This window comes from Collinsella sp. AF39-11AT (assembly GCF_003474585.1).
Lineage (GTDB): Bacteria > Actinomycetota > Coriobacteriia > Coriobacteriales > Coriobacteriaceae > Collinsella.
In genome coordinates, this window is sequence record NZ_QROG01000006.1 from 82410 (window position 1) to 109120 (window position 26711).

The 26711-nt window shown below is 60.3% G+C and carries 19 protein-coding genes; 16 read left to right on the plus strand and 3 right to left on the minus strand.

Features of this window, described 5'->3' with window-relative positions; all coding sequences use genetic code 11:
* The first annotated feature begins 54 nt into the window (after positions 1–54).
* Positions 55–1899 carry a magnesium transporter gene (locus DW037_RS04080; protein WP_118372868.1) on the plus strand — a complete coding sequence of 615 codons (1845 nt, stop codon included), beginning with the start codon at positions 55–57 and terminating at the stop codon, positions 1897–1899.
* A 74-nt stretch (positions 1900–1973) separates the two neighbouring features.
* Positions 1974–3170: an Nramp family divalent metal transporter gene (locus DW037_RS04085; protein ID WP_099432833.1), complete on the plus strand. Its 1197-nt coding sequence runs from the start codon at positions 1974–1976 to the stop codon at positions 3168–3170.
* Positions 3171–3715: 545 nt separating this feature from the next.
* Here DW037_RS04085 and DW037_RS04090 read toward each other — a convergent pair.
* On the minus strand, positions 3716–5932 hold the full coding sequence (locus DW037_RS04090) for an acyltransferase family protein (RefSeq protein ID WP_118065954.1): 2217 nt from the start codon (positions 5930–5932) through the stop codon (positions 3716–3718).
* A 187-nt stretch (positions 5933–6119) separates the two neighbouring features.
* Between DW037_RS04090 and DW037_RS04095 the strand changes: the two genes are divergently transcribed.
* The 13 genes from DW037_RS04095 to DW037_RS04155 all read left to right on the plus strand — a co-directional run bounded on the left by DW037_RS04095 (position 6120) and on the right by DW037_RS04155 (position 20990).
* Positions 6120–7115 (plus strand): ribokinase, encoded by a 996-nt coding sequence (locus tag DW037_RS04095; RefSeq protein ID WP_118065956.1) that lies wholly within the window; start codon positions 6120–6122, stop codon positions 7113–7115.
* Between the two features lie 4 nt (positions 7116–7119).
* Positions 7120–8094, plus strand: coding sequence for a nucleoside hydrolase (locus DW037_RS04100; RefSeq protein ID WP_118065958.1), 975 nt, complete (start codon positions 7120–7122; stop codon positions 8092–8094).
* A gap of 219 nt (positions 8095–8313) precedes the next feature.
* Complete coding sequence (locus DW037_RS04105) at positions 8314–9324, plus strand: LacI family DNA-binding transcriptional regulator (RefSeq protein WP_118065960.1); 1011 nt, start codon at positions 8314–8316, stop codon at positions 9322–9324.
* A gap of 257 nt (positions 9325–9581) precedes the next feature.
* Positions 9582–10982, plus strand: coding sequence for an L-fucose/L-arabinose isomerase family protein (locus DW037_RS04110; protein WP_118372869.1), 1401 nt, complete (start codon positions 9582–9584; stop codon positions 10980–10982).
* A gap of 2 nt (positions 10983–10984) precedes the next feature.
* Complete coding sequence (locus tag DW037_RS04115; protein ID WP_197736868.1) at positions 10985–11821, plus strand: transketolase; 837 nt, start codon at positions 10985–10987, stop codon at positions 11819–11821.
* Positions 11814–12755 (plus strand): transketolase family protein, encoded by a 942-nt coding sequence (locus tag DW037_RS04120; protein WP_118372870.1) that lies wholly within the window; start codon positions 11814–11816, stop codon positions 12753–12755. The genes DW037_RS04115 and DW037_RS04120 overlap by 8 nt, the downstream gene beginning before the upstream one ends.
* Before the next feature lie 56 nt (positions 12756–12811).
* Positions 12812–14302 carry a glycerol kinase GlpK gene (locus tag DW037_RS04125; protein WP_118372871.1) on the plus strand — a complete coding sequence of 497 codons (1491 nt, stop codon included), beginning with the start codon at positions 12812–12814 and terminating at the stop codon, positions 14300–14302.
* A 169-nt stretch (positions 14303–14471) separates the two neighbouring features.
* Complete coding sequence (locus DW037_RS04130) at positions 14472–14960, plus strand: S-ribosylhomocysteine lyase (protein WP_117583665.1); 489 nt, start codon at positions 14472–14474, stop codon at positions 14958–14960.
* Between the two features lie 202 nt (positions 14961–15162).
* Positions 15163–16002: a PRD domain-containing protein gene (locus DW037_RS04135; protein ID WP_117646431.1), complete on the plus strand. Its 840-nt coding sequence runs from the start codon at positions 15163–15165 to the stop codon at positions 16000–16002.
* A 68-nt stretch (positions 16003–16070) separates the two neighbouring features.
* The gene (locus tag DW037_RS04140) at positions 16071–17441 is read left to right on the plus strand and encodes a PTS transporter subunit EIIC (RefSeq protein WP_158550168.1); all 1371 of its coding nucleotides are present in this window, start codon (positions 16071–16073) and stop codon (positions 17439–17441) included.
* 105 nt (positions 17442–17546) lie between these two features.
* On the plus strand, positions 17547–18527 hold the full coding sequence (locus DW037_RS04145; RefSeq protein ID WP_117778711.1) for an alpha/beta hydrolase: 981 nt from the start codon (positions 17547–17549) through the stop codon (positions 18525–18527).
* 123 nt (positions 18528–18650) lie between these two features.
* The gene (locus DW037_RS04150; RefSeq protein WP_118372872.1) at positions 18651–19295 is read left to right on the plus strand and encodes a DUF4867 family protein; all 645 of its coding nucleotides are present in this window, start codon (positions 18651–18653) and stop codon (positions 19293–19295) included.
* 264 nt (positions 19296–19559) lie between these two features.
* Positions 19560–20990 carry a 6-phospho-beta-glucosidase gene (locus DW037_RS04155; RefSeq protein ID WP_118372873.1) on the plus strand — a complete coding sequence of 477 codons (1431 nt, stop codon included), beginning with the start codon at positions 19560–19562 and terminating at the stop codon, positions 20988–20990.
* Positions 20991–21087: 97 nt separating this feature from the next.
* Here the strand turns inward: DW037_RS04155 and DW037_RS04160 are convergent, their stop codons facing one another.
* Both DW037_RS04160 and mgtA read right to left on the minus strand, forming a co-directional pair.
* Entirely contained in the window at positions 21088–22353 is a 1266-nt protein-coding gene (locus tag DW037_RS04160; RefSeq protein WP_158549353.1) for an ATP-binding protein, read from the minus strand.
* Positions 22354–22736: 383 nt separating this feature from the next.
* Positions 22737–25505: a magnesium-translocating P-type ATPase gene (mgtA, locus tag DW037_RS04165; protein ID WP_118372874.1), complete on the minus strand. Its 2769-nt coding sequence runs from the start codon at positions 25503–25505 to the stop codon at positions 22737–22739.
* Positions 25506–25940: 435 nt separating this feature from the next.
* Here mgtA and pyrE point away from each other — a divergent pair, with 435 nt between their 5' ends.
* Positions 25941–26621, plus strand: coding sequence for an orotate phosphoribosyltransferase (gene pyrE / locus DW037_RS04170; protein ID WP_118372875.1), 681 nt, complete (start codon positions 25941–25943; stop codon positions 26619–26621).
* Positions 26622–26711 lie beyond the last annotated feature (90 nt).

Below are 26711 nucleotides of genomic sequence, written 5' to 3' on the forward strand. Positions count from 1 at the left end.
CCCCGGACGCCGCACGCGCGGCCGCGTCCGGAGGAATAATGATGGGGAGCACCATTGAATTATCTGAGTGAGATGCTCAAATTGCCGGTCTTGGACGTCGACGGCGAAAAGCTCGGCGTGGTCAACGATTTTGGCATTGCTACCGGCGAAGTTTTTCCGCACGTGACGTCGCTCGCGTTCCGCGGTCCCGGCAAGACGCCGTTTATGATCAGCTGGCGCAAATGGGTCGACCGCATCGACGAGACAGGCGTGTATCTCAACACGTCTGCCACCAATATTCGCTTCTCGTACCTGCAGCCGACCGAGCTCCTGCTGGCGCGCGATGTTCTCAATAAGCAGATCGTCGACACGCAGGGCATGAAGGTCGTGCGCGTCAACGACATCAAGTTTTCCATGTCGGGCGAAAATCAGCTGCGCCTGCTGGGCGCCGAGGTCGGTGCCCGCGGTCTGCTACGCGCCATCAGCCCCGCGCTCGAGCATATCGTCGAAGGCTTTATGAAGCACCTGGGCAAGCCGCTCAGTGAGGACATCATCGCTTGGTCCTACATGGACCTGCTCGACCGCTCGACCAAGAACATTCAACTCTCGGTGTCGCACAAGACGCTCGGCGAGCTGCACCCTGCCGACATCGCCGACATTATCGAGCAGCTCGACCCGCGCCTACGTGCGCAGGTGTTTGCGCAGCTCGATACTGCCCAGGCCGCCGAGGCCATCTCGGAGTTCGATGACGACGAGCTCATGACCGAGATGCTCGAGGGCCTGTCCGACACGGACGCATCGTCGATGCTGGCCATGATGGACCCGGATGACGCTGCCGACCTGATCGACGAGCTCGATTACGAGAAGGCCGAGAAGCTCCTGCGCCTGATGGGCGTCAAGGAGGAGAAGGCGATTCGTAATCTGCTGGGGTATGAGGACAACACCGCCGGCCGCATCATGACCTCGGAGTTTGTCTCCCTGCCCGCCACGGCAACGGTCGGTGACGCCATCGAGGCGATTCGCGAGCTCGACGAGGACTTCGAGAGCGTCTACTACGTCTATACCGAGGATCCGAGCGGCATGCTGACCGGCGTGCTTTCGCTGCGCACGCTGATCGTAGCCGACCGCGACGCTACGCTGGGTCAGCTGGCCTATCGCGACCTGGTCTATGTGTCGCCCGACGAGGACCAGGAAGACGTGACGGATGAGATGACCAAGTATGACCTGGTAGCTATCCCCGTCTGTGACGAGAACCGCCACATCCTGGGTATCGTGACCTTCGACGACGCCATGGACGTTATAGCCGAGGAGCATCAGGAGGACCTGCAGATCGCCGGTGTCGGCTCGGGCGATAGCGCATCGGACGACTCGACGAACGTGCTCAGCTGGTTCGTACATCGCCAGTACTGGGTTGTTGTATGGGGCGTCGCGTCGTGCATCATGGCGACCGTGCTGGGAACGGCGCTCGGCTCCGCGCATCTGGTGGTGTTCCCCATGTGCGCCATGCCGCTCGTGCTGCTGGCGGCCTCGCGCATGGTGTCGTTCGTCAAGAACTACTTCCTGGAGTATGACGGTCACGACGACGAACCCAAGCCGTATCTGGGGTTCTTCTTCCAGAGCACGGGTATGGGCCTGATTCTGTCACTCGTGACCTACCTGTGCGCCCAGCTGGTGCGCACCGCTGCGTTCCCCGATGCGTCCATGTTTGAGGAGCAACTCTTTACCGGGTGCTTTAACATCGCGGCCATCGTCTGTCTGATTGGCAACATGAGCGCCGTGATTTACCTGATGGTGCTGTTCTGGCGTGACGAGCACGACCTCAATACGTCGGGCACCGCCATGAACGTCATTGCCGTCATGATCTCGTGTGTGGCGTATTGCATCGCCGCGGTGCTGCTCGCCATGTCAGTCATGGGTTAGGTGGTCGCGTGCAAAATACCAAGCAAAAGTCGGGCACCAAGCAAAAGCTGACCATCGCGGCCATCTTTGGCGCTATGGGCCCCGGTCTGCTGGCGGCGCTTTCGGGCAATGACGCCGGCGGCATTGCAACGTATTCCAGCGCGGGCGCCAGCTATGGCTACAAGATGCTCTGGATGCTTCCCGTCATGACTGTGCTGCTCATCGTGACGCAGGAGACCGCGGCGCGCTGCGGCTGCGTCACGGGCAAGGGCCTGGCATCGCTCATTCGCGAGCGCTTTGGCGTGCGCAAGAGCGTGTTGGCCATGGCGGCGCTGTTGATCGCCAACACGGCTGTGACCATTTCGGAGTTTGCGGGCATCGCCAGCGGCCTTGCTCTCTTTGGCGTGCCGGCGAGCATCTCGGTGCCGTTGGTGGCGCTGCTGGTGTGGATGCTTACCATGTCGGGTAGTTTCCAGCGCATCGAGAAGATTCTGCTGCTGGTGAGCTGCGTGTTCGTGACCTATATCGTCGCCGCGTTTATGGCTGGCCCCAACTGGGGTGAGGTCGCGGTCGACCTGGTCGTGCCCAACATTCAAAATGACCCCAGCTACGTGTCGCTCGTGGTCGCAACGATCGGTACCACTATCGCGCCGTGGATGATTTTCTTGGCGCAGAACAACGTGGTCGATAAGAACGCGGGCGAGGACGATATCGTGCTGCAGCGCATCGATACCGTGAGCGGCTCGCTTGCCGCTGATGTCATTGCCGGCTTTATTATCATTACGACCGGTACGGTGCTGTTCCCGGCGGGTATTCAGATTAGCGATGCTGCCGATGCTGCCCGCGCGCTGGAGCCTATTGCGGGTCAGTGGTCTACGGTACTGTTTGCCTCGGGCCTGGTCGCGGCGAGTTTCTTGGCTGCCTGCGTGCTGCCGGGCGTTACGTCGAGCGCTATCTGCGAGGCATTTGGCTGGGAGCGCGGTGCCGATCGCAGCTGGGACGAGGCCCCGGTCTATCGCGGCATCATTACGGCCATCATCGGTATCTCTGCCGTGCTGGTGCTTATGCCCGGCGTCGATCTGTTCCAGATTATGATGACCTCGCAGGTCATCAATGGCGTGCTACTGCCCGTGGTTCTGGTGTTCCAAGTGGTTATCGCCGCCGACCGTCACATTATGGGCGCCAACCGCAACGGCCGCGTGTGGAACGTGCTCACGTGGGCGACTATCGCCGTGATTACGGTGCTCACGGTCGTCATGTTTGTCCTGCAGGCGATGGGTTACAGCGCTTAGCGCCCACTTTTGCTTCCGAACAGGCCGCAGCGATGGACTGCGGCCTGTTTTTTGCCCGCTATAGGGCATTAGTTATATGGCAGTGGACAAAAAATGCCAAATATGAGTACTGTTGCTAAGTGAATAGCATTTACATCCAAGAAGATAATGGACATAGCCGATAGTATGTTCATTAAAATTGGCTCCAATATGTCTTAAACCAGTCAGGTTGGCTGCTTTAGGGGGTTGTAGGGGTCGCTCGGACGTCATTTTGGGTGGTTTTGCCTGCTACTAAAATGGTAACAGTACTCATATTTGCCCCTTTTTGTCCACGACCCCTTGGAGCCGGCTCGAAAAGAGTGATTTTGGGTTGTTTGCTGCGGGTGTGGGCTTGGAAACAACGTTCGGGGTGGCGAGGCGCCCAGAATTTGGTCGCAAGGAGGGCGTTCCTCGGCTGTGTCAGGAGTGTCCCTGGGTGCCGGCACATAAGGAACGTCCCTAACTGTCGGAGGGGGTGCCTGCCGTGGCGGGCACCCCCTCCGGATGTGGGAAGTTTGCGCTGCAGGTTACTTGTCGGTGCCCAGCTTGTGCGGCTTGAGAGCGAGCGCATTGACGAGCGCGTCGGTGGCAGACTTGACGGCCGCCGGCTGCGGATCGTTGACGTGATCCTCGGGATGCACGGGCAGGTCCTTCTTGACTGCATCGTGGATCAAGTTGAGGTACTCAGTCACGCCAGTGGTCGACAGGTGCGTGCCATCGCCATCGAACAGGTCGTTGCGATTGGCACTGTATCCGTACCAGTCGATAACGCGCACGTTCTTGTAGCGCGTAGCAGCGTTGGCGATGGCCTGGTTGGTAGAGCCAACCCACGGCTGCGGGCTGCGCGTGTTCACAAACACCACAATACGCTTATCTCCTGCATCGGTCATGATGGCGTCGATCTGGTCGTCGGTTACCAAGCCGTTGGTGCCCAGTGCAAAGACCACGATCTTGCCGGCAAGGTTCTGTTGGAGATAGCCCTCAAATGTCGCGCGGCCCGCATCAAACTGGCGGCCCTTTTCGGCATCGATATGGCTGTGCGGGAACACGCCGTCAAAGGAATCAACGGCGCGCAGCGACACGGAGTCACCGATCATCAACAGGTCGTAGGAGCCATCGGGGAAGCCGTCGTTGTCCTTGTCGGTGTCGTCGGCCGCCTGTTGGTCTGTGGGCGCGGTGTTTTTGGCTTCCTTGTTGAGGACTTCGGCGCCCTCACCGCTCAGCGCAGACGTCTCGGGCACAAAGATCAGGCCGCCCAGTGCAACGACCAACACGACAGCGCAGGCTGCGCAGACAGGGACGTGCGCGCGCACCCAGTTGGCGGGCGCGGTGGTGCCGTCGCGGAACTCGGATACGGTGCGCCCAAAGGCGCCCTTTCTAAACGGCGTCTCGATAAAGCGATATGAACATTCGGCTACGGCGACCACCAACAACACCTGCAAAATGTACTGCCACCACGGCGTATCGTTGATGTTGGCGACCGGGTTCATGAGCAACAGTAGCGGATAGTGCCACAGGTAGATGCTGTACGAGCGCTTGCCAACCCACACGAGCGGCTCGGCGGACAGTGCGCGGGCAACCATTCCCTGGGGCTGCACGCAGGCCGCGATGACCATGAGCGTGAGGATGGAGCATAGCAGCGTGCCGCCGCGATACTGGAACGCGGTGTAGCCGTTGGTGAGCGCGACCATGGCGGCAAGGCCAACCAGACCCACGACGCCCAACACATCGATGGATGCGGGCGAGGACCAAAAGCGCACGAGGGCGCTCGGCTGTGCCGGGACGGTCTCGGCTGCGTTGTCGGCCTTCTCGCCAGGCTTGCCCTCGGCGTTCTTGCCGTGCTTGGCGGCGCCAGCCAGGCGATTGAGCCCCAAACGATGAGCGAGACGCACCGGCGCCAGGTCGCGATTGGGGATAAAGGCCATCCAGGCGCCCAGCAGCAGCGAGAAGACGCGGGTGTCGGTGCCGTAGTACACGCGGCTGGGGTCGGCGGCAGGGTTGTAGAGCACCATCATGGCAAGGGCGGATACCGCTGCGAGTCCCAGGACCACACGGCGCGTGTTGGGTTTGCTCACATGCATGGACACCATGGCAAACAGCAGCGGTGGCCAAACCAGGTAGAATTGTTCCTCGATGGCGAGCGACCAAAAGTGCGTAAGCGGCGAGGGGTCGCCCAGGGCGTTGAAGTACGAAACGTCCTGCATAATCTGCCACCAGTTGTTAAAGAACAGCAGCGACGGCAGAATGTCGGGACGCATCTTGGTGAGCATCACGTGGTTGAAGACGGTGCACAGCGCACAGGTTACAACCACAACGGTCACCACGGCGGGGACCAGGCGACGGATGCGGCGGATCCAGAAGCTCTTGAGGTCGATGCGGCCGGTCTTTGATACTTCGTTGATGAGCAGGCGCGTGATCAGGTAGCCCGAGAGCACAAAGAAAATCGTGACTCCAAGCAAGCCGCCCTGCGCCCAGGTGAGGTTGAGGTGATAGAGCACCACCGCGACGACGGCAAGCGTGCGCAGACCGTCGAGGGCGGGGATATACCGAGATTTGGGGCGCGCGGGCACCTGCTCTTTTGTGGCGCTGCTGGCGTGGGCGCCCTTGTTGGCAGACGCGCGATGGGGGTCTGCGGCTTGGCGCGGCTCGGAGGTTTGGCGGCTGGCGCGCGAGCGTTCGTGCGGCGCCTGTTGATCGCTCGAGTGGCGTGAGCTGCGCGAGTTCGATCGCGGGAATTGTTCCATAAAACATCATCCAAATGACGAGAATAATCAGCACGCCTTTATTGTAGCCGCCTGCTCCTGTGAATGCTTGCTGCTGGCGCAAGCTCAAGCGCGCGTCCACATCAAAGTGAACTAAAGTTATAGAGGCGTGAGAGCGCACGATCGACGACCGGCAGCGGGTGCAGAGCCCGCGGACGAGGAGGTTTCCATGGCAGATTGCGGCATCGTCGCGGTGTTCGGCAGCATGAACATGGACCTTTCGGTGGCGTGCGAGCGCATGCCGCGTGCGGGCGAGACCGTCGGCGGCAGCGGGTTTATCACCAACGCCGGCGGAAAAGGCGCCAACCAGGCCGTAGCGGCTGCGCGCATGGGCGCGCACACATGCATGATCGGTGCGGTCGGTCGCGACGCGTTTGGCACGTCGCTCGTGACGGGGCTCCAAGACGCTGGCGTGAGCTGCGATTTTGTGGCGCGTCGCGACGACGTGGAGACGGGAACGGCGACCATCATTCGCTTTGGTGGCGACAACCGTATTGTGCTGTCGCCGGGCGCCAACCATGCGCTTACGGGCGAGGACGTTGCCTGCGCGCTGAGGTGCCTGGTGGCCGATGAACTCGACGGCGACGCCAGCAAGATTGCCCCGGCTGCCGGAAGCGTCTTTATCGCCCAGGGCGAATGCGACCTGGCGGCGACGGCCGAGGCACTCGTTTGCGCTCACGAGCTGGGGTTCTATACGGTCTTTAACCCGGCGCCGGCAAGTGACGTGCCGGCAGGGGCTTGGACGGCGGTCGACCTGGTCTGTCCCAACGAGACCGAGTGCCAGGTGCTGACGGGCATCTTGCCCGCGGATGATACGAGCTGCGCCGCAGCGCTCAATGCCCTGCTCGCCAAGGGTGCCGGAGCTGCGGTCATCACGTTGGGCGGTGCCGGGTCGGTTACGCTCGGCGACGACGGCGAGCTGCTGCGCATGCCGGCGCTTTCGAGCACGGTGGTCGATACGACGGCCGCGGGCGATACGTTTATCGGTGCGCTTGCCGCGGCTCGTCTGGAGGGCCTGCCGCTCTTTGAGTGCATGGCCGCGGGTGCCCGTGCCTCGGCGGTGACGGTGTCGCGCTTGGGTGCACAGCAGTCGATTCCCACGCGTGGCGAAGTCGAGCGCGCGTTTGGTTTAGACGATTACGTACAAGACGGAGAAGCGGAGTAGAACAATGGCAATCAAGAAGCTGATCCTTGATCTGGATATGGGTGTGGACGATGCGATGGCGCTTGCCTATGCCATCGCGAGCCCCGAGGTGGAGCTCGTGGGCATCACCACGTGCTTTGGCAACGTGCGCGTCGAGCAGTCGGCGCATAACTGCCTGGCGGTGCTCGACCTGTTGGGTCGTCCCGAGGTGCCGGTGTATCTGGGTGCCGACCGTCCCCTACAGGCGACCGAGCCCTATACGCCACCGGCGTCCACCACGCTCATCCACGGCAAGAACGGCATCGGCGGCGCGAGCGTGCCCGCGTCTCCCTACGAGCCAGTGGGGGCGACCTCGGCCGATGGCAATGCCGCGGTCGATTATCTGATCGATGCCGCGCGCACCTATGGGCCCGATCTGGTCTACGTAGCGACCGGCCCGCTCTCCAACCTGGCACTTGCCTTGGAGCGCGATGCGGCGGCGATGATGTCTATCGGCCGCGTGGTGGTGATGGGCGGCGCCCTGACCGTGCCCGGTAACGTGAGCGCGGGTGCCGAGGCCAACATGGCAAGCGATCCCGAGGCCGCCGATGCCGTGCTGCGCTCGGGCCGCAAGCTCACCATGGTGGGCCTGGACGTGACGCATCGCGTGGTGCTCACGCGCCGCGATGTTGCCGGCTGGACAGGCTCGGGCACCATGGCGGGCTGCGCATTTGCGAGCATGGTCGAGCACTACATTGGCTCGTACGAGATGAACGCACCCTACCTGGGTGGTTGCGCACTGCACGATCCCCTGGCCGTTGCCGTGGCGATCGACCCCACGCTCGTGGGTGCGCTCGGCTGCAATCTGCGTGTCGACCTGCTGGGCGAGTACCGTGGCCGCACCATCTGCGACGAGCACCGCCTGTCCGATCCCGACAAGAGCGCGCTTGTGGCGCTGACCGTTGACGCCCCGCGCTTCCTGTCCGAGTTTAAGGCGCGCATGGCCCGCGTCCTAGGTTAAACGATTCCTGCACCCCGCCCCATGTAGTCAATTTGGGACGGGGCTTTTTTAGCTACCGAGCAAATGCGCCCGTTGGGGGAATAGTCGTGCCACTTCGCTTGACAACAGGCTAAACTAGCTCATAAACATTTACTATTATGTTTAGTTTGAATTTGCGGCCGTTTAGTTGCCGAGCCATCGAGTCGCGATGCTCCACCACGGCCGCCGCTAGGGGGACCAATGGCCAAAGCAAGTGTTCGCGAGATCAGCCGCATCACCGGTTTTTCGCCCGCAACCGTGTCCAACGCGCTCAACCGCAAGCGCAGCGTGAGCGAGGAGACCGCCAAGGTCATCCTGGAGTGTGCGCAGTCGCTCGGCTATCAGCAGTCGACGCAGCTCGAGAGCATCCAGTTTGTACTTGCGCGCAAGACGGGCGCCATCCTGGACGAGAGCACCTTCCATCCCGCGGTCATCGAGGGCGTGGAGCGCCAGGCGCGTCGTCACGGCATGAGCACGAGCTTTGTCACACTCGACTTTAGCGACCTGGACGCCGTGCGCCCGCAGGTCGAGGGCCTGATCGCCGATCCGTCTGCTGCTATCGTGCTGATGGGCACCGAGCTGGGCGAGGAAGACTACGCCCTGTTCGCCAACGCTGCCGCCCACCTGATCGTGCTCGACGGTTGGAGCGATCGCCAGTACTTCGATGCCGTGGTCATTGCTAACACCGATTCGGTGCTGCGTGCCGTGGACTACCTTATCGAGAAGGGCCACAGACAAATCGGCTACCTGGCAGGCGACCTTCGCATTCGCAACTTTAAAGATCGTGAGCGCGGCTATCGCCAAGCGCTTGAGGATGCGGACCTCGAGGCCAACCCGACCTGGCACGTCACGCTGGGCACCACGCTCGAGGGTGCTTATCGCGACATGGGCGCGTGGCTCGACGGCGTCTCGCGCGATGACTTGCCGACGGCCTTCTTTGCCGAGAACGACGTGCTCGCCGTGGGCGCTATGCGCGCCCTGAACGAGCACGGCATACGCGTGCCCGAGGATGTTTCGATCATCGGCTTTGACGACCTATCTTTGGGCGCTTTCTCCAACCCGCCGCTCACCACGGTGCACGTTCCCAAGCACGAGGTGGGCGAGATCGCGGTGCGCCGTCTGGTGGGCAACATCCGCAATCCCAAGAGCTACACCTGCAAGACAGCCGTATCGACCTATTTTGTCGAGCGCCAGAGCGTGCGCGAGCTCTAGGCGAAAGCGGCATCGCACGCGCCGTGCCAAGATGCGCGGGGCGGCACGCATAACGTCGTTCAAAGAGGGGGTCCTTCGGGGCCCTCTTTTTGTTCCCCTTGTATGTTCAGATTGTTTACATACCGTTTAGGCTGATTTCTCTACCGTCTACGGGTATTTCGCGTTAAACTTCTAAACAGAAGAGTAAAACATTTAGTAAACAGAACAAAACGAAACACGCGTCTGTTTACTGAACATGTGACTAGGGGAGGACGTACATGGATAAGATCAAGCTCGGTTTTGTGCCCACGCGCCGCAGCATCTTTAGCGCGCCGGACGCGATCAAGTATCGCGGCCTGACGGCTGATCGCCTGCGCGAGATCGGCGTCGACATCGTGGATATCGACGACATCAACGACGAGGGCCTGCTGTTCGATGACAGCCATATCGAGCCTATCGTCAAGAAGTTCCGCGCCGAGGGCGTCGACGGCATCATGCTGTGCCACGCCAACTTTGGCACCGAGTATGTCTGCGCCCGCCTTGCCCGCGAGCTCGGCCTGCCCGTGCTGCTGTGGGGCCCGCGCGACGAGCGCCCCGAGCCCGATGGCACCCGTCTGCGCGATAGCCAGTGCGGCCTGTTCGCCACCGGCAAGGTCCTGCGCCGCTTCCGGGTTCCCTTCACCTATATGACCAACTGCCGCCTGACCGACCCCGAGTTCGAGCGCGGCGTCTGGGACTTCTTGGCTGTGTGCAACGTGGTCAAGACCTTCAAGCACACCCGCATTCTGCAGATGGCCACCCGTCCGTTCGACTTCTGGTCCACGATGTGCAACGAGGGTGAGCTGCTCGAAAAGTTCAATATCCAGCTTTCGCCCATCCCCATGACCGAGCTTGTCCAGGCCGTGCGCGATGCCCAGGCCGACGAGCAGGCCATGGCAGCCATGCTCGCCCACATTGGTGACAGCTTTGAGATCTGCATCCCCGAGGACAAGGTTCCTGCGGTCGCAGGACTCGCCATTGCCATGAAGCGCTTGGTCGAGAAGTACGGCTGCAACGCCGGCGCCATCCAGTGCTGGAACGCCCTGCAGGACGAGTTGGGCATTATGCCCTGCGCCGCCAACGCAATCCTCAACGAGATGGGCATCCCCATCGTCTGCGAGACCGACATCCATGGCGCTATCACCGCGCTGATGGTCGAGGCCGCCGACCTGGGCCGTCACCGCGGCATGTTCGCCGACTGGACCGTGCGTCATCCCGATAACGAGAACGGCGAGCTGCTGCAGCACTGCGGCCCCTGGCCCTGCAGCTGCGCGGCCGTCAAGCCCAAGCTCACTTACCCGCTGGCTTTCGATCACCCCGGCGCGCTGACGGCCGAGGCCAAGCACGGCGACCTCACCCTTGCCCGCTTTGACGGCGACAACGGCGAGTACTCGCTGCTGCTGGGTAACGCCCGCGGCATCGACGGCCCGGCCGGCATGGGCACCTACCTGTGGGTCGAGGTCGACAACCTCAAGCGCCTCGAGGCCAAGATCGTCGAGGGTCCCTACATCCACCACTGCGTCGCCATTCACGCCAACGTGGTGCCGGTGCTCTACGAGGCGTGCAAGTACATCGGCATTGTCCCCGACCTGTACGACCCCATCGAAGAAGACGTCAAAGCTTACCTGCGAGGAGAGTAGAAATGGCAACTATCGAAGAGCTTGAATCCCTGCGTTGGGACCTTCGCCGCGATTGCGTCGATATCATCATGGCTGGCGCTGGCGGGCACATCGGCGGCGACATGTCGGTCATCGATGCGCTGATGACCCTCTATGCCAACCACCTCAACATTTCTCCCGAGACCGTCGACGATCCCAACCGCGATCGCTTCGTACTCTCCAAGGGCCACGCCATGGAGGCCTACTACGCGGTGCTCTGCCACGAGGGCTATCTGGACCTCGACGACGTCAAGGCCCGCTTCTCTAAGTTCGGCAGCCCCTACATCGGCCACCCCAACAACAAGCTCAAGGGCATCGAGATGAACTCGGGCTCGCTGGGTCATGGCCTGCCCGTGGCCGTCGGGATGGCGCTTGCCGGCAAGATGGATGGCCGCGACTACCGCGTCTACACCATCATGGGCGACGGCGAGCTTGCCGAGGGCTCGGTCTGGGAGGGCGCCATGAGCGGCGGCAACTACCAGCTCGATAACCTGTGCGCGCTCGTGGACCGCAACCGCCTGCAGATCAGCGGCAGCACCGAGGACGTCATGAAGCAGGATTCGCAGGAGGAGCGCTGGGCCGCCTTCGGTTGGAACGTGCTGTCCATTCCGGGCAACGACGTCCAGGCCATCGACGCCGCGCTGACGCTGGCCGCCGAGACCAAGGGTAAGCCCACGGTCATCATCCTCAACACGGTGAAGGGCTACGGCTCGCCGGTTATGGAGGACAAGGCCGCCTGGCATCATCACCTGCCCAACGATGAGGAATATGCCCAGATCATCGCCGATTTCGCTGCCCATAAGGAGGCTATCAATGGCTAACAAGATCGCCAACCGCAAGGCTATCTGCGACACGCTGCTCGAGGCCGCCGCAACCGATAAAGACATCGTCGTCCTGTGCTCCGACTCCCGCGGCTCCGCATCGCTCACGCCGTTCTTCGATCAGTATCCCCAGCAGTCCATTGAGGTCGGCATCGCCGAGCAGGACCTGGTGAGTATCGCCGCCGGTATGGCCTCGTGCGGCAAGAAGGCCTGGGCCGCCTCGCCGGCGTCCTTTGTGACCACGCGCTCGTATGAGCAGTGCAAGGTCGACGTTTCGTACTCCAACACCAACGTCAAGCTCATCGGCATCTCGGGCGGCGTGTCCTATGGCGCCTTGGGCATGAGCCATCACTCCGCGCAGGATATCGCCGCCATGAGCGCGATTCCCAACATGCGCGTGTATCTGCCGAGCGATCGATTCCAGACCGCCGAGCTCGTGCGTGCCCTGGTCGCCGACAACAAGCCGGCCTACATCCGCGTGGGCCGCAACCCGGTGGAGGACGTGTACACCGAGGACGAGTGCCCGTTCCAGATGGATCGCGCCACTTGGGTGCGTCGCGGCGCCGATGTGACGATTGTCGCCACCGGCGAGATGGTCCGCCATGCCGTGGACGCCGCCGATCTGCTGGCCGAGCAGGGCATCTCGGCAACGGTACTCGACATGTATTGCGTCAAGCCGATCGATGCTGAGGCTGTGATCGAGGCCGCCGGTGCCACGCGCGCCGTCGTGACCGTCGAGGAGCACAGCCCCTTCGGCGGCCTGGGTTCCATGGTCGCGCAGGTCGTGGGCGAGCATTGCCCGTGTCCGGTCAAGTGCCTCTCCCTGCCCGATGCGCCGGTCATCACCGGCACGAGCCCCGAGGTCTTTGCGCACTACGGCCTGACGGGTGCCGGAATCGCGCAGACCGTCGCCGAGTTCTTGCCCGCAGAGTAACTGGAATGTGACAAAGGGACCGCCCCTTTGTCACATTCGTTTTGAAAGGGGTGGCCATGGGCCGCTACATCATCGGAATCGATCAATCCACGCAGGGCACCAAGGCGCTGCTGGTGGACGAGGGCGGCCATTTGATTCATCGTGCCGATCGCCCGCATCGCCAGATTGTCAACGAGGCCGGCTGGGTGAGCCATGATCCAGCCGAGATCGCCGCTAACGTGCTGGCCGTGGCGCGCGCCGTGGTGGAGGAGACCGGGGTCGATCCGGCCGACGTCGCCGGCATCGGCATCTCCAGCCAGCGCGAGACTACCGTTGCCTGGAAGCGCACGACGGGCGAGCCGCTGTGCGACGCCGTGGTGTGGCAGTGCGCCCGCGCCCGCGAGCTGTGCGACGAGCTTGCTGCGCGCGAAGGCGTGGCCGAGCTGGTGCGCGACACGACGGGTCTGGTGCTCTCGCCCTACTACCCGGCGGGCAAGATGGCCTGGATCCTCGCGAACGTTCCCGCGGCTGCCGAGGCCGCTGCGGCGGGCGAGCTGTGCCTGGGCACCATCGATGCCTGGGTGGTCTGGACGCTCACGGGCGGCGCGGAGTTTCGCTGCGACTGGTCCAATGCCAGCCGCACGCAGCTCTTTGACCTGCGCCGTGGCTGCTGGAGCGAGCCGGTGTGCGAGGCCTTTGGCGTCGATGCAGCCTGCCTGCCGCAGGTGACCGATTCCGATGGCCTGTTCGGCATGACGAACCTGGGCGGCTTTTTGCCGGCGCCCGTGCCCATTCACGGCGTGCTCGGCGACAGCCATGCCGCCTTGTTTGCCCAGGGCTGCCATAGCCGCGGCATGGCCAAGGCGACCTATGGCACCGGCAGCTCGGTCATGATGAACGTCGGCGACGAGTTCGTCGCCAGCTCGCACGGGCTTTCGAGCTCGCTTGCGTGGCGTATGGACGGTGTGACCGAGTATGTGCTCGAGGGCAACGTGAGCTACGCCGGCGCCGTCAAGACGTGGCTGCGCGACGACCTGGAGCTCATCAACAATCCCGAGGAAGTCACCGACCTGTGCTACGCCGCCAATCCGGCGAGCCGCGTCTACTTTGTGCCGGCGTTCACTGGCCTGGGCGCGCCGCACTGGGCGAGCGATGCCGAGGGCTGCGTCTTTGGCATGACGCGCACCACGGGCCGTGCGGAGTTCGTAAAGGCCGCCGACGAGTCGATCGCCTATCAGATCTTCGACGTGATCGATGCGATGGTCGAGGATTCGGGCGCGGCACTGGCCGAGCTTCGTGTTGACGGCGGTCCCACGCGCGACGCGTACCTGATGCAGTTTGAGAGCGACCTGGTCGGCTCGCCCATCCGCATTGCGAGCAACGACGAGATGAGCGGCCTGGGTGCGGCTTGGGCCTGCGGCATTGCGCTGGGCATGTACACGCGCGATGTCGTTGACGTCTACGGCGCCCGCGGCATCGTGGAGCCTGCCATGCCTGCCGACGAGCGAGCCAAAAAGATCGCCGGCTGGCGCCATGCTGTCGACGCCACAATTGCATACACTGCCTAGGCGTCTGCGCGGCGCCCAAGGATTTTTCTGGGACGGGGATAAAAAACTCATTGATCCCCGTCCTAGGCAGCTCATTTGGGGCGGGGCTTTTTTGACTGGTATGATTGGTGCGACCATTCGAACCAGCTAAAAGAGCCCCGTCCCAATTTAACTACCGAGAGGAACTGCCATGGAGCGTATCGCGAGTTTTTCCGTTGACCATCTGCTGCTCGAGCCCGGCGTGTATGTGAGCCGCATCGACCGCGATCCGGCGACCGGCGCCGCCGTCACCACCTTTGACCTGCGCCTGACCACGCCCAATAAGGAGCCGGTCATGAACACGGCCGAGTGCCACACCATCGAGCACCTGGGTGCCACGTTCCTTCGCAATCATGCCGAGTGGTCGAGCCGCATTGTCTACTTTGGTCCCATGGGCTGCCGCACGGGCTTTTACCTGGTTGTTTTTGGTGAGCTGACGAGCGAGGAAATCTTGCCGCTCGTGCGCGAGCTGTTCGAGTTTGTCGCGGGCTTTGAGGGCGATGTTCCCGGTGCCGCTCCCGAGGAGTGCGGTAACTACCTGGACCAGAACCTCCCCATGGCCAACTGGCTTGCGCGTCGTTATCTCGACCGCGACCTGGCCGATATCGACGAGAAGCACCTGCACTATCAGCAGGCATAGGGCCGCCCTCTGCCTCCAAACCGTTCACACGGAGATATCGACCGTTTAACTGTTTAGAAGTGTTTATTCGAGGTCATTAGCACTAGCTCGCTTAAACTAGTCCTCAGAGTGATATTCAGGCAAGGCTCCTGAAGCAGCATCTGTCGACATTGATTGTCGGATTCTGCTTCGGGAGCCTTGTTCTGTTTAGGGGGGGGGACACATGGAAATTGTTAAACGAATTAATACCAGCGCTGTCCTCTGCGTCGATGGAAATGGCAGACAGTTGGTTGCATTCGGCCGTGGTCTGGGGTTTAAGAATGTCGGAGACGAGGTCCCTCTTTCGGAGATTCAACGAACGTTTTATAACGTTAGCTCTCGCTACATCGCTCTCGTTGACGAGGTCCCCGACGAGCTTCTCGAGCTTACCTCGGATGTTATTGATATGTCGACAGGTTTGCTGTCTTATGAGGTGAGCCCTAATTTGCCGTTTATCCTTGCGGACCATATCGCGTATGCGGTTAAGCGCAAAGAGCAAAATATCGTTGTCCGCATGCCTTTATCGTTTGATGTCCGCCAACAATATCCCGTCGAATTTAGAATCGGCGAGTATGCACTTAAGATAATCAGGAAACGTCTTAACGTTAGGCTTCCAGCTCATGAGGCAGTTGGAATTGCCATGGCGTTTATCAATAACATGGCCGATTCGGACTCATGCGAAGTAGTTAAAGAGTTTAGCGCGGATATCTACGATCGTGTTCTGGAGGAGTCAACCGTTGCTGTTGAAAATCGGCTTGGCATTCAAGTTGATCGGGAAGGTTTCGATTACGCAAGGTTCGCAACCCATCTTCAGTACTTATTCAATAGGTTGAACTCTGGCGAAAGCATCGTGAGCGACAACCGCAAGATGTACCTCTCGCTCAAAAAAGAATATCCGGTGGCATCAATGTGCGCCGATGATATTGCTTCTGTTCTCAGCCGACTGACGGGGCGGGAACTTATAGACGAAGAAAGACTCTACCTCATGATGCACATCAATCGAATTGCATCGAAAACAAGGTAATTAGTTGGCAAAGGCGCGCGCTTTGCTGATGGTTACATATAAAACTCAACATGGGAGAAATGGTATTTATGGCAGATACAACCAAGCTCGCTGCCGAGATTCTCGAGATGGTGGGCGGCGCAGACAACGTTACATTTGTAGCTCACTGCATGACTCGTTTAAGGTTCAACCTTAAGGACGAAAGCATCGTAGACGATGCAAAAGTCAAGGCGATTGATGGCGTGATCGACATTCGCCATTCCGCGGGGCAATATCAGGTGATTGTGGGACCTAAGGTCGATAAGGTCTATGAAGTCGTTGCCAAGGAAACCGGGATTGATGCCGGAGATTCCGAGGCAAGCGAAGGAGAGACTAAGGGCTTTCTGGGAAAGCTAATGAAGCTCATCAGCGGCATCATGATGCCCGTTCTTCCTGCCTTGATCGCATGCGGAATGATAAACGCCGTCCTTAGTATTCTGACGACGGCGGGTGCTGTTTCCGCCGAGAGCGGAATATACACTCTGCTGTACGGCATGGGAAATGCCTGCATGTATTTTCTGCCCGTTCTTGTCGGATCATCTGCTGCTCAGTTCTTTGGAACCGATCGATATATCGGTGCGGTACTCGGTGCAATCCTGATTTATCCGACTTTCGTTGCTGCGGCCGGAGCGGGCGATGCGCTGGATTTGCTCGGCATGAAGTTCACAATGGTGAGCTATTCCTCCACGGTGTTTCCTGCTATCGTGGCGGCTTGGTTCGCATCCGTTCTTAATAAGTGGCTGCGGGCGGTTCTTCCCGATGTTGTGGCATTTGCGCTCGTCCCGTTCCTGACGGTTGCTGTTGCCGCCCCCGTCTCGCTCCTTGTGATCGGCCCCGTTATTCAGCAGGCGAGCTCTTTGCTTGCGACTGCAGTGCTGGCGGTCTATCAGTTCAGCCCCGTCCTTTGCGGCGTTATTCTCGGGCCGATATTCGGTCTCGTTATGATCCCCCTTGGACTCCATTGGGCCCTGATCGTGCTTTCCATCAACAATATTATGACCGTCGGCTCCGATCCTATCCTTGGACTTCTCTGCTGCAGCATGGGTGTTGTCGGCGCTTGTTTGGCGTTTGCCCTCCGCTCGAAGGACCCGAGTGAAAAGAGTCTTGGGTTCAGCTGTGCCATTACGGGCTTTTTCGGGATTACGGAACCGGCGCTGTACGGCATCATCTTGGAGCACAAGAAGATCATTATCGCTTCCATGGTCGCCGGAGCAATCAGTGCTGTTATCCCGGCGATTTTCAACACCTGTACGTTCGTTATGACGTCGAGCGGCATTTTTAGCTTCCCCGGTTATATGGATCCTTCTGGTGATATGAGCAGCCTCATCGGCGCAATTCTTTGCAATGTCGTCGGTTTAATTCTTAACTTCGTTCTCGTTTACATCCTGTATCGCCCTGATGAAGAGGCAGTAGTGGAGTAGACAATTATTTGGGATGTAAGCTGCCGAAAACCCCGCGGCAGATTGCATGTGGTGGGCTTGCCGTTGATTCACGCGAGCCCACCCTCATTTTTGGAGTGACTAGCTATGACAATTACAGCCGATATGACGTTTGGCGAAATCGCGCTCCTTCCTGAGTTCGCTGGCTTTGGCGAGCACCTTATGCTTTGCCGGCCTTCAACTTGGGAGCGCATGTGGAATAAACCCATCGTGTCTCATATGAATTCTGATGCTAATCCATATGAAACTACTCGCGTTTTGCGTGGATTGAATCGGATTGTCGAGCTCGTGGATGACGGGAGGCAAGTTGCCTACGATATATGGGATGAAGCCGACTGCATCCGTGATCCGACTCGACGCAACACGAAACTGTTCTTCTTTCCCGGGAGACCCGGGGCTCCCTTTATCATTGCGGTTTCGGGCGGAGGTTATCAGAGCGTTTGTCATCAAATGGAAGGCTTTCCCGTTGCCCCCGAGCTCAACGATGCGGGCTATAACGTGTTCGTGCTGTCATACAGGGTGAGGGTCGAGCCTTTGATGCCGCGTCCAATCGACGATTTAAATCGAGCTGTCCGTTTTGTCTTCGAGAATTCAGCGAAATTTAATGTCGCAAAAAGTTATGCAGTTATCGGCTTTTCTGCTGGTGCGCATTTAACTGCCGAGTGGGGGACGGACAACAAGGGATTTGCGTCCTACGGATGCGAGGCACCCAAAGCCTTGGTCCTGTGTTATGCACCGATTGATCTTCGTGGCTTTGAGAACGCATCAGACAATAGATTTCTTGATTCGGTGTGCGGCGGGGCTGGTCGCGACTCGCTCGATGATTTCTGTATTAATCAGCATGTGTGGGAGCAGTATCCTCCGACATATCTTTGGCAATGCGCTGACGATGATATTGTATCGCCCGACAATTATGAAAAGATGGTCGATGCTCTGGATGCAGCTGGAGTACACCATGAGGGAGTCATGTATTCAGAAGGGGGGCATGCATTGATGAAGCCCCATGCGCCGGAGACCGACTACTGGTGTATGAGCGTTATTGAGTTTCTTAAAGATTATCTCGACTAGGAAGCTGCATGTCGCTTTTTGAGCGGGTGATTTCGTCATGCAATGTTTTCGGTATTGATCGTGGTCGTGGATGAATGATGTTCTAGAATGTTCATACTGTCACATAAACGAACAGGAGCGAACATGCATATCTACTCTGTATCAGATCCCGAGTTCAAATCCTATGGTCGCGTGTGGGACGACGTGCCGTCCAACCTGACCGCCCCGCTTGTCGAGGCGCTTGCGGCTACTCCCATTCCCGAGGGCACCAAGTACGTGGCCTCCGCACCCGAGCTCGAGCAGGTTGAGGGTGTCGACACGCTCGGCCTGCTCATGTACGGCGGCCGTCCGTTCCAGCCGGGCTGGTGCAACGGCCACAACACGCGCCTCAACTGTCTGGAGTATCACCGTGCCAGTGAGTTTAATTTGGGTGCGCGCGACTTTATTCTGCTGCTGGCCAAGCGCGAGCAAATTGTCGACGGCAAGCTCGACACCGCTCAGGTCAAGGCCTTTCGCGTGCCCGCCGGCACGCTCGTCGAGGTTTACGCCACCACGCTTCACTACACGCCCTGCATGGTCGACGACGGCGGCTTTCAGGTGATGGTGGCGCTGCCGGCGGGCACCAACGGCCCGCGCCCCGAGGCTGCAGCCGACATGCCTGCCGCCGGTGACAGCTACTGCTACTGGAAGGCCGACAAGTGGGTCCTCTGCCACGCCGACAGCCCCAAGGCGGCCGAGGGCGGTTACGTGGGCCTCATCGGCAAAAACCTCGACATCACCTGCGACTAGGGGCTTTTGTTTTAATCTGTAACACCTGGCGGGCTAAATCGTCTCTACCTGTTACAGATCAAGACAAACCGCCCCAAACCACCACAAAGGTGCCTGTCCCCTTTGTGGTGGTTTGGGGCGGCGGTATCAGAAAGTGTCAGGCAGGGGCGGCTGCCGGACGCCCGCGCGCGAAAAGAAGTGTCGACCTGCGTTGCTGTCGTTGAGCGGCGCGCTGTTTGCGGGGATACTGAAGCTACGACAAACAGCGTGTGAAAGGATTGATGCATGGCTTTCCGTAAAGACTTCCTGTGGGGCGGCGCGACGGCTGCCAACCAGTGCGAGGGCGCTTACGACGTGGATGGCCGCGGCCTGGCCAACGTGGACGTGGCACCGCACGGCCCCGAGCGCTATGCGGTGGTCTCCGGCCAGCGCAAGATGCTCGACTTCGAGGACGGCTATTACTACCCCGCGCAGACCGGCATCGATTTCTATCACCACTACAAGGAGGACATCGCCCTCTTTGCCGAGATGGGCTTTAAGACCTTCCGCATGAGCCTGGCTTGGACCCGCATCTTCCCCAACGGTGACGAGACCGAGCCCAACGAGGCCGGCCTGGCTTTCTACGAGGATGTGTTCCGCGAGTGTCAGGCGCACGGCATCGAGCCGCTCGTGACCATCACGCACTTCGACTGCCCGATCCACCTCATCAAGGAGTACGGCGGCTGGCGCAACCGCAAGCTCATCGACTTCTACAAGAACCTCGCGACCACGATCTTTACCCGCTACAAGGGTCTGGTGAAGTACTGGCTCACCTTCAACGAGATCAATATGATCTTGCACCTGCCGTTTATGGGTGCCGGTCTGGTCTTTGAGGAGGGCGAGAACAAGGAGGCCGTCGAGTACCTGGCCGCCCACAACGAGCTCGTCGCCAGCGCTTGGGCAACCAAGATCGCTCACGAGATCGACCCTGAGGTCAAGATCGGTTGCATGCTTGCCGCAGGTAGCTACTACCCCTACAGCTGCCGTCCGGGCGATGTGCGCCAAGCGCAGATTGACAACCAGAGCAACTATTTCTTCGTCGACGTTCAGAGCCGCGGCTACTACCCGGCCTATGCCGTCAAGAAGCTCGAGCGTTTGGGCATCGATGTGGGCATGACGGATGAGGACCGCGAGATCCTGGCCGCCAACACCGTCGACTTCATCAGCTTTAGCTATTACAGCACCCGTTGCTCCGCCGGTGCCGATAACCCCGACGTCGAGCGCACCCAGGGCAACGCCTTCGCCGGCGCCAAGAACCCCTACCTGCAGGAGAGCCAGTGGGGCTGGGCCATCGATCCGCTGGGCTTCCGCATCACCCTCAACGACCTGTACGACCGTTATCAGAAGCCGCTGTTTGTGGTCGAGAACGGTCTGGGCGCCAAGGACGTTGTCGAGGAGGATGGCTCCATCAACGACGACTACCGTATCGACTACCTGCGCCAGCATATCGCCGCGATGCGCGATGCGGTGACCGAGGACGGCGTTGACCTGCTGGGCTACACCACCTGGGGCCCGATCGACCTGGTGTCTGCCGGCACGGGCGAGATGTCCAAGCGCTACGGCTTTATCTATGTGGACCGCGACGACGCCGGCAACGGCACCCTCAAGCGTTCCAAAAAGAAGAGCTTTCACTGGTACAAGAAGGTTATCGCCACCAACGGCGAAGATTTGGCCTAGGCGTTCTCAACAGCAATAGCATCCTAACCAAGGCGCCCGGCGAGCAGCCTATGCCCGTCGGGTGCCTTGTTAAAAGAAGTAAAAACTTGCAATTGCACTACGGCGCGAGCACATCCAGCGGAACAACTTGGACGCCGCGGTCAGTGACATAGGCTTGTGAACCAAATCCAATGATTACGACTTTCGAAACTGGCGGGTTGTTTCCGGCGGCAACCATACGCTTCTCGACAGCAATAAGGCTGTCAGACGCCTCTTCGATTTGGGCGGAGCTGAGCTTGATTTCGACCGGGATCCACGTTCCACCGGGAGCCGCAATGACTGCATCGACTTCTAGATCGCGAGAATCGTGATAGTGATAGAGGCCCATTCCATTTGCCTGCGCATAAACCCACAAATCATGAAGGGCCAACGATTCAAAAAGCAGCCCAAGCGTCTTGAAATCTAGCAGCAATGTCGCCGGAGTCGCTCCGAGCGCAGCGGCCGCCAGTGACGGATCAGCGAGATGATGCTTCTTCGATTCTCTTAAGTGCACGGGAGATCTCATTGCGGGGTTCCATGCGGGAATATCGCGAACGAAACTAACCCGAGCGAGAAGGGATATATATGATGCCGCCGTTTGTCTCGATACTTCTCCACCAAGATCGGCTACGAGCGTCTTGAGTGTCGCCAAAGTGGATTCATTGCGCGCAAGCGATTCGATGACAGCTTTGACCTTTTCAGGGTCGCGGCGAGAGCCGTCGACACGAGACAAATCTTCTTCGGCGACTATGCCGATGTAACGTTTCGCCATCGCCGACGCAGCCAGCGCATCGCGACCGACCGCCGCGGGCCATCCGCCACGGACAACGTACTCGGCAATCGAGGCGGAATCCAGCGATCCGAAAGCGCCATTGAACTTTTCGCCAGAAATAATGCCCGACAGCTTAACCGCGCCGCTGGATTTCCCAAGCTCGAAAAGCGTCATGGTATCCATGCGCAATTTAGCGAACCTTCCAGCGCCACTGTGCATTGGACGTTCGTCGTCTCGCGGTGTCGCTGACCCCGTAAATATGAACTGACCAGGCTCGCCGCTGCGGTTGTCGCACTCAAACCGTGCCGCGTCCCAAAGTTTCGGAACCTCCTGCCACTCGTCAATCAGCCGCGGCACCTCGCCGGAAACGGCAAGAGCCGGGTCAGTCTCGGCACGCAAGCGATTCTCGAAGTTGCGGGACGGGTCCATGAGAAGGAGCCTGGACGCCGCACGGGTCTCGGCCGTGGTCGTCTTTCCGCACCATTTCGGTCCTTCGATGAGAACGGCGCCGAATATACCCAGCAGCTGGTCAAGCTCATTTTCGATAATTCTAGTGTAGTACTTCTTTGGCATAATTATCACCATTGTTTACCAGTACATTTAACCAAATATACAGTTACTATTTAACCAAATATCAATTCTTTGGTTAACCATATTTACGCATTTCAATTAACGAAACAGATTAAACATGTACTGTTTGAGTTGGCACTTGGGAAATCTCTCGCTGGGCAATCCGTTGCTACGGCTGAGGCCTCTTCGTCGAACCGACACCCCCGGCGAGCAACTTATGCCCGCCGGGCGCCTTGTTAAAAGAAGTGAAAGAAAGCAAAAGAAGTTAAAACTTGCAAAAGAAATTAAAGCGGGGGTGAGGGGCGTTTTTAGCTGTTTTGGGCCGCCGCGGCCAGCGGGGGCGGGTCGCGGCGGCCCAAACATCCTTGACGAGGGTGCCGGTGAAGTTACAGCAGCTCGCCGTGGCGGGCGATGTAGCGGCGCTTGGCCAGTTGGGTGAGCGCGATGTAGGCGGCGACAATGCCGATGAGCAGCGCGAAGAAGATTGGCGGCAGCGGCATGAGACCCAGCGCATCGGCGATGGGGCTTGCCGGCAGCCAAGTGACGAGCACCAGGCCCAGCACGGTGAGGAGGCACAGCGCGGGCGCGGCGTGGTCGCGCAGGCTCGGTAGGCGCGGGGAGCGCAGCATGTGGATTACGAGCGTCTGCGACCACATGGACTCGACAAACCAGCCGCTCTGGAAGATTGCGGCGAAGGTCGTCATGCCCGCGACGTTGCCCGCGGCGGCAAGCTTTGCCCAGCTCGCGCCCACGGTGGCGGGGCACACCACAAAGAAGAGCGCGGCGAAGGTCACGATGTCAAACAGCGAGCTCGCGGGGCCCAGCTCGAGCATAAAGCCCTGAATGGACGCGGCGTCCCAGGCGCGCGGACGGACGGTCCAGGCGTCGTCGACGGTGTCCCACGGCAGCGCGATGCACACGATCTCGTAGACCAGCGACAGCAGCACCAGCTGCAGAGCGCTCATGGGCAAGAACGGCAAGAACAGGCTCGCGACGGTCACGGATAGCACGTTGCCAAAGTTGGAGCTCACCGTGGTCTTGAGGTACTTGAGTAGGTTGCCGTAGGTGCGGCGGCCTTCGATGATGCCGCGCTCGAGCACGCCCAGGTCCTTCTGGAGCAAGATGATATCGGCGGATTCCTTGGCGATGTCGACGGCGGAGTCGACCGAGATGCCGCAGTCGCTCGCGCGCATGGCGGCGGCGTCGTTGATGCCGTCACCCATAAAGCCCACGGTGTGACCGAGCAGCTCGCGCATGACGCGCACCAGGCGCGCCTTCTGCAGAGGCGAGAGCTTGGCGAAGAGGTGGGTGTTCTCGGCGCGCTCGGCAAGTTCGGCGTCATCGAGCGCATCGATCTCGGAGCCGAGCAAGACGTTGCTCGCGTCGATGCCGATCTGCTCGCAGACGGTGGCGGCGACACGGTCATTGTCGCCGGTCAGGACCTTAACGGCGACGCCCTTGGCCTCGAGGGTGGCGACGGCGCCCGCGGCACTTGCTTTGGGCGGATCGAGGAAGGCCAAAAAGCCCATCAGCACCATGTCGCACTCGTCGGCGATGCCAAACTCGCCCACGCAGCGCGGGTCGGTCTTCTGCGCCACAGCAATCACGCGCAGGCCCTCGGCGTTGAGCCCGGCTACCTGCTTTCGAATCTGGGTGAGCTTATCTTCGGTGAGCGGCTGGGCGGCACCATCGACCTCGACAAAGGAGCAGATCTCGAGCATTTCCTCGGCAGCTCCCTTGGTGACCATCTGGGTTTTGCCTTGGGCATCGGCGACAACTACGCTCAGGCGACGGCGCGAGAAATCGAAGGGCACCTCGTCGACCTTGGTATAGCGGTCGCGCAGGCTCTGGCCCAGCATGGAATCGGGTGCTGCGGCCGAGGGCGTCACATCGGCGCGGTCGATGACGGCCAGGTCGATAAGGTTCTTGAGGCCGGTCTGGAAGAAGCTGTTCAAAAACGCATGGCGCAGCACGCGTGCGTCTTCGTTGCCGTCGGTGTTGAGGTAGCGCTCGAGCACGATGCGGTCTTCGGTGAGGGTGCCGGTCTTGTCGCAGCACAGGACGTCCATCGCGCCCAGGTTTTGGATTGCTGGCAGCTCCTTGACGATAACCTGGCGACGGGCGAGGTCCTTGGCGCCCTGCGACAGGCTCGTGGTCACGATGACGGGAAGCATCTGCGGCGTGATGCCCACGGCCACGCTCGTGGCGAACAACAGCGCATCGATGACGTTGCCCTTGGTGGCGGCGTTGATGGCAAAGACGGCCGGCGCCATAACGAGCATGAGGCGTACGAGCAACATGGAGACGCTCGAGACGCCGCGGTCAAACGCGCTCTTCTCGCCGCGCCCGTTGAGCATCTTGGCGATGCCGCCCAGGTAAGTGTCCGAGCCGGTGGCTACGACAAGTGCCATAGCGGTGCCGTTTTGCACGGAGGTGCCGGTAAAGACGATGTTTTTGCAGGCAGAGAGCGGCAGTGCGGAGTCGTCGGCGCCCTCGACGACGGTGATGGCAGCGGTCTTCTCGACAGCCTCACTCTCGCCGGTGAGTGCGGACTCGATCACAAACAGGTCGCGCGCGGTGATGATGCGGGCATCGGCCGGCACCATGTCGCCGGCAGAGAGGCGGATCACATCACCGGGGACGAGCTCGTCGAAGGGGATCTCGACGCGCTCACCGTCGCGCAGAGCGGTGCAAGTGTTGGAGACCAGGTCCTTGAGGGCCTCGGTCGCATTGCCGCTGCGGGCTTCTTGGATAAACTTCATACCGCCCGATACCAGCAACATGATGCCGATGACGATGACCGTGGAGGGGTCGCGCTGCGGTTCGGGCACGGCGAGCACGTCGATGTAGAGCGAGACCAGCGCGAGAGCGGCGAGGATGCCGGCGAAGGGGTCGACAAAGGCGTCGGCGATACGGCGGGCGAGTGTCTTGGTCGGCGCCTCGATGGTGTTGGGGCCGGAGGCGTCCAGGCGCTCGGTTGCCTGCTCGGCGGTGAGGCCGTCGGCTGTGGCGTCGAGCAGCACGAGGGCATCCTCGGCGCTATGGGTGGCGGCGAATATGGTGTTCTTGGACATGCCGGTATGAGCGGCGGGGCGCGCCGTGCGGCGGCGCTTGGAGATGGCTTCGAGTACCGTGGCGGTTTTGAGCATCAGCATAGGGTCCTCCTTGTTGAAGGGAGTTAGCGTACGTGTCGTATGTGCTTCAAAAAACCTAGATGTCGCTCACGTCATGCTTTCGAACCACCACAAAGGGACAGGCACCTTTGTGGTGGTTTTGACGATCGGCTGTTGGCGCTTATGCGTGCGCGGAATCCTCGCGGCGTGCCGAGGGCGACATGCAGGTTTTTCGACTATGACTGCCTTCCATGGCACACCTCCTTAAGGCCGGGCGCGGCGCGCTTTGGGTATCTCGTACCCGTTACAATCCGCCCGTATTCTTGATGAGGGGGTTTGCCGTGTCAACCCCAATGTTTGGAAAACCATTGCCCCTGACAAAGCCTTTACAGAATGCCGAGGCCCCAAAGCGCGCCCGCAACGCGCCCTGCCTGCGCTAAACTGGAAGGCACGTACGCGATTACGAGAGGAGCCCGCATGGAGGCTTACAAGCAAGAGTTCATCAAGTTCATGGTTGAGTCCGACGTTCTTAAATTCGGCAGCTTTACGCTCAAGAGCGGCCGTCAGTCTCCGTTCTTTATGAACGCCGGCGCTTATGTGACGGGCTACCAGCTCAAGAAGCTGGGCGAGTATTACGCCCAGGCCATCCACGATAACTTTGGCGACGACTTTGACGTGCTGTTTGGGCCGGCCTACAAGGGCATTCCCCTGGCCGTCGTGACCGCCATTGCCTACCACGAGCTGTACGGCAAGGAGGTCAAGTACTGCTGCGACCGCAAGGAGGCCAAGGACCACGGCGCCGACAAGGGCAACCTGCTGGGCTATGAGCCCCAGGACGGCGACCGCGTGGTCATGGTCGAGGACGTCACCACCAGCGGCAAGTCCATCGACGAGACCTATCCCAAGGTCAAGGCTGCTGCCGATGTCGAGATCAAGGGCCTCATCGTATCCCTCAATCGCATGGAGGTCGGCAAGGGCGGCGTGACCACCGCGCAGAAGGAGATCGAGGCCAAGTACGGTTTTCCCGTCGCGAGCATCGTTTCCATGGCCGAGGTCGTCGAGACCCTCTACAACCACGAGATCGACGGTAAGGTCGTCATCGATGACGAGCTCAAGGCCGCCATCGACGCCTACTACGAGCAGTACGGAGCCAAGTAGGTAGTTACGCGGTTTTACCAAACCGCGTAACGGCTCGACGCTGCGCGGGCCGCATTTGGACAATCTGACGTTCAACTTCAAGGGCGCGAC

Bases quoted from the DNA above. Each gene is read 5' to 3' on its own strand.
- DW037_RS04120 (WP_118372870.1), top strand. From the start codon at position 11,814: ATGGCTAACAAGATCGCCAACCGCAAGGCTATCTGCGACACGCTGCTC.
- DW037_RS04145 (WP_117778711.1), top strand. From the start codon at position 17,547: ATGACAATTACAGCCGATATGACGTTTGGCGAAATCGCGCTCCTTCCT.
- DW037_RS04130 (WP_117583665.1), top strand. From the start codon at position 14,472: ATGGAGCGTATCGCGAGTTTTTCCGTTGACCATCTGCTGCTCGAGCCC.
- DW037_RS04090 (WP_118065954.1), bottom strand. From the start codon at position 5,932: ATGGAACAATTCCCGCGATCGAACTCGCGCAGCTCACGCCACTCGAGC.
- DW037_RS04100 (WP_118065958.1), top strand. From the start codon at position 7,120: ATGGCAATCAAGAAGCTGATCCTTGATCTGGATATGGGTGTGGACGAT.
- DW037_RS04105 (WP_118065960.1), top strand. From the start codon at position 8,314: ATGGCCAAAGCAAGTGTTCGCGAGATCAGCCGCATCACCGGTTTTTCG.
- DW037_RS04155 (WP_118372873.1), top strand. From the start codon at position 19,560: ATGGCTTTCCGTAAAGACTTCCTGTGGGGCGGCGCGACGGCTGCCAAC.
- DW037_RS04110 (WP_118372869.1), top strand. From the start codon at position 9,582: ATGGATAAGATCAAGCTCGGTTTTGTGCCCACGCGCCGCAGCATCTTT.
- mgtA (WP_118372874.1), bottom strand. From the start codon at position 25,505: ATGCTGATGCTCAAAACCGCCACGGTACTCGAAGCCATCTCCAAGCGC.
- pyrE (WP_118372875.1), top strand. From the start codon at position 25,941: ATGGAGGCTTACAAGCAAGAGTTCATCAAGTTCATGGTTGAGTCCGAC.
- DW037_RS04115 (WP_197736868.1), top strand. From the start codon at position 10,985: ATGGCAACTATCGAAGAGCTTGAATCCCTGCGTTGGGACCTTCGCCGC.
- DW037_RS04150 (WP_118372872.1), top strand. From the start codon at position 18,651: ATGCATATCTACTCTGTATCAGATCCCGAGTTCAAATCCTATGGTCGC.
- DW037_RS04085 (WP_099432833.1), top strand. From the start codon at position 1,974: ATGGGCCCCGGTCTGCTGGCGGCGCTTTCGGGCAATGACGCCGGCGGC.
- DW037_RS04160 (WP_158549353.1), bottom strand. From the start codon at position 22,353: ATGCCAAAGAAGTACTACACTAGAATTATCGAAAATGAGCTTGACCAG.
- DW037_RS04095 (WP_118065956.1), top strand. From the start codon at position 6,120: ATGGCAGATTGCGGCATCGTCGCGGTGTTCGGCAGCATGAACATGGAC.
- DW037_RS04140 (WP_158550168.1), top strand. From the start codon at position 16,071: ATGGCAGATACAACCAAGCTCGCTGCCGAGATTCTCGAGATGGTGGGC.
- DW037_RS04125 (WP_118372871.1), top strand. From the start codon at position 12,812: ATGGGCCGCTACATCATCGGAATCGATCAATCCACGCAGGGCACCAAG.
- DW037_RS04135 (WP_117646431.1), top strand. From the start codon at position 15,163: ATGGAAATTGTTAAACGAATTAATACCAGCGCTGTCCTCTGCGTCGAT.